This window comes from Mesorhizobium sp. M7A.F.Ca.CA.004.12.1.1, from assembly GCF_003997835.1.
Classification (GTDB): Bacteria; Pseudomonadota; Alphaproteobacteria; order Rhizobiales; family Rhizobiaceae; genus Mesorhizobium.
On sequence record NZ_RZRK01000733.1, the window covers coordinates 1 to 3,017 of the forward strand.

The window sequence follows — 3,017 nt, forward strand, 5'->3', positions numbered from 1 at the left end:
GTCGTAGAGTTTGCGCGCGGTGGTGTTGGTCTCGTGCGTCATCCAGTAGACGTTCTTGACGCCGACTTTTTCGGCTTCCTGTCTCACCGCCTCGATCAGCGCAGCGCCGATGCCCTTGCCGCGCACGTCAGGGTCGGCGAACAGGTCCTGCAGATAGCAGTTGTTTTTTTCCGACCAGCCTGAGCGGTGGTAGAGATAGTGGGTGAGCCCAACCGCCTTGCCGTCCAGCGTGGCGATGAAGCCTTTCGGCTCGAACTCACCTTCGGTGAAAAGCCGCTTCCAGGTGACGGCATAGACCTCTTCCGGCAGCTTCGTCTCATAGAAGGTGAGGTAGTCGGTCCACAGCCGCCGCCAATCGGCGTGGTCGGACTGCGCGAGCGGGCGGACGATAATCTCAGACATGTCATCTCCTCTGAAGGTTTGGCCGAGGCTGCCTGCCTGTTCGGCTGCGGGCAACGGTCCACAGAAGGGAAAGCGCTGCTGCTGACCTATTGCTGCCTTCGTGCCATGAACGCCAGCCGCTCGAACAAATGCACGTCCTGCTCGTTCTTCAGCAATGCGCCATGCAGCTTGGGCAGGGCGTTCTTCGGATCGGCGCGCAGATCTTCCGGCGCGATATCGTCGGCGACCAGCAGCCTTATCCAGTCGAGCGCCTCGGAGGTCGACGGCTTCTTCTTCAAGCCGGGCACGTCGCGGATTTCGTAGAACTGGGTCAGCGCCGCTCGCACCAGGTTCTGCTTGATGCCGGGATAGTGGACATCGACGATTCTGTGCAGCGTATCGACGTCGGGAAAGCGGATGTAGTGGAAGAAGCAGCGGCGCAGGAACGCGTCCGGCAACTCCTTCTCGTTGTTGGAGGTGATGATGACGATCGGCCTGACGGCGGCGCGGATGGTTTCGCCGGTCTCGTAGACGAAGAACTCCATCCGATCGAGTTCCTGCAGGAGGTCGTTGGGGAATTCGATGTCGGCCTTGTCGATCTCGTCGATCAAAAGCACGACCTTCCTGCCGGCGGCGAACGCCTCCCAGAGTTTGCCGCGCTTGATGTAGTTCCTGATGTCGTTGAAGCGCTCGTCGCCAAGCTGGCTGTCGCGCAGCCGCGAGACGGCGTCATATTCGTACAGGCCCTGCTGCGCCCGCGTCGTCGACTTGACGTGCCATTCGATGAGGTCGAGGCCAAGTGCTGACGCCACCTGGCGGGCCAGCTCCGTCTTGCCGGTGCCTGGCTCGCCCTTGACCAGCAAGGGCCGCTCCAGCGCGATCGCCGCGTTGACGGCCACCATCAGATCCTTGTCGGCGACATAGGCCGCCGTGCCTTCGAAACGCATTCTTGCTCCTCGGTTGGTCATGGCAACCGTAAGGACGCGGCTCACCCTGTGCAAGGGTGCGCCGGCCGCGACGAATGGGCTTGAACCTGATGGAAACATATGCCCGTCTCACTGGCGTTTAGCCGGCCGGCAGCCTATATTGGGCGGGACGGTCTGTGCTTCCCGGCAGGAGAACATTTTCCCCGGGGCCTTAACGATCCTTAGGGAGCTGTCCCTGGGAAGACCCGTGGGTTTTCTCATACGGCGCCCACCTACTTTGTAGGTTCCCGGGATCGCTCTCTCCACCGGTTGTGTGGATCGTCACTTATTGCCACGCGTCCGCATTTCGGTGGATGATTGCGGTGGAAAACGTCGCTCCCAAAACTCCATCCAGATCTGACCTTTTCTACCCTGGCTGAATGACCTCTCTCAAAGACCTGAAAAAGCAGCTTCGCCGTGAGGCCCTCGGACGCCGCGATGCGCTCGATGAATTCTGGCGAGTGGAGGTCGCGCTTGAAATGGCGGAGACGGCGCGCGATCACCTCCATGTCGAGCCGGGCCAGATCGTTTCCGGCTTCTGGCCGATGCGTTCGGAAGTCGACGTCAGGCCGCTGATGTTTGCCTTGCGCGAAAAGGGCGCGCGGCTTTGCCTGCCGGCCATTCTCGACAAGACCACCATTGTCTTTCGCGAACTGGTGCGCGGCGCGCCGATGGTCGAGATGGGTTTCGGCACGGTCGGCCCTCACGAGGAAGCCGAGGTGCTCGACCCCTCTGTGATGCTGGTGCCGCTTGCCGCTTTCGATGCACGCGGCCATCGCATCGGCTATGGTGCCGGCTATTACGACCGCGCCATCGCCAAGCTGATCGACAAGGGAGAGCCGCCGCGGCTGGTCGGCATCGCCTTCGACTGCCAGGAGGTGGCAATGGTGCCGGATGAGGAACATGACGTCGTCATTGCGGAAATACTCACCGAGAGCGGGTTGCGCCGCTTCGCGCCAAAATTGTAGATAAGTACAAGGGACGCATGATCTTCACTGGCGTCATGCAGCTTTCGCTGACCTTCGGTGCGGGATCATATGAGACTTCTCTTCCTCGGTGACATGGTTGGAAAGACAGGACGCACGGCGGTGTGGGAACAGCTGCCCGGACTGATCTCCGACTTCAAACTCGATTTCGTCATCGTCAACGGCGAGAACGCCGCCGGCGGCTTCGGCATCACCGAAGACATCTTTCGCGAGACGATCGCGGCCGGTGCCGATGTCGTCACCACCGGCAACCATGTCTGGGACCAGCGTGATGCGCTGGCCTTCGCGCCGCGCGAAGAGCGCTTCCTGCGTCCCTCCAACTTTCCCAAGGGCACGCCCGGGCGCGGCTCCGGTGTCTATATCGCCAGGAGCGGCGCGCGCGTGCTGGTCGCCAACATCATGGGCCGGGTGTTCATGCATCCCGAGCTCGACGATCCGTTCCAGGCCGGCGAACGCGAGCTTGCCGCCTGTCCGCTCGGCGAGCAGGCGGATGCCGTGATTATCGACTTCCACGCCGAGGCGACCTCGGAAAAGATGTGCTTCGCGCATTTCGTCGACGGCCGCGCCAGCCTCGTCATCGGCACCCACACCCACCAGCCGACGGGCGATCACCAGATCCTCAACGGCGGTACCGGCTATATGTCCGACGCCGGCATGTGCGGCGACTATGATTCCTCGCTCGGCA

4 protein-coding genes and 1 other RNA gene are annotated in these 3,017 nt (G+C 61.9%); 3 read left to right on the forward strand and 2 right to left on the reverse strand.

What is annotated here, in order from left to right; all coding sequences use genetic code 11:
- Together EN984_RS28585 and EN984_RS28590 are read right to left on the reverse strand one after the other, a co-directional pair.
- The coding region (locus tag EN984_RS28585) for a GNAT family N-acetyltransferase (RefSeq protein ID WP_164765709.1) at positions 1–402 on the reverse strand (402 nt) is incomplete at its 3' end.
- Between the two features lie 86 nt (positions 403–488).
- A complete protein-coding gene (locus EN984_RS28590; protein ID WP_023811813.1) occupies positions 489–1,328 on the reverse strand; it encodes a MoxR family ATPase in 840 nt (279 codons plus the stop codon).
- A gap of 147 nt (positions 1,329–1,475) precedes the next feature.
- On the opposite strand from EN984_RS28590, the gene ssrS reads away from it, so the two are divergent.
- The 3 genes from ssrS to EN984_RS28605 form a co-directional block, all read left to right on the forward strand.
- Positions 1,476–1,631, forward strand: a non-coding RNA gene (ssrS, locus tag EN984_RS28595) — 6S RNA.
- 95 nt (positions 1,632–1,726) lie between these two features.
- A complete protein-coding gene (locus EN984_RS28600) occupies positions 1,727–2,314 on the forward strand; it encodes a 5-formyltetrahydrofolate cyclo-ligase (RefSeq protein WP_127270386.1) in 588 nt (195 codons plus the stop codon).
- A gap of 69 nt (positions 2,315–2,383) precedes the next feature.
- On the forward strand, positions 2,384–3,017 hold a 634-nt coding region (locus EN984_RS28605; protein ID WP_164765710.1), incomplete at its 3' end, for a YmdB family metallophosphoesterase.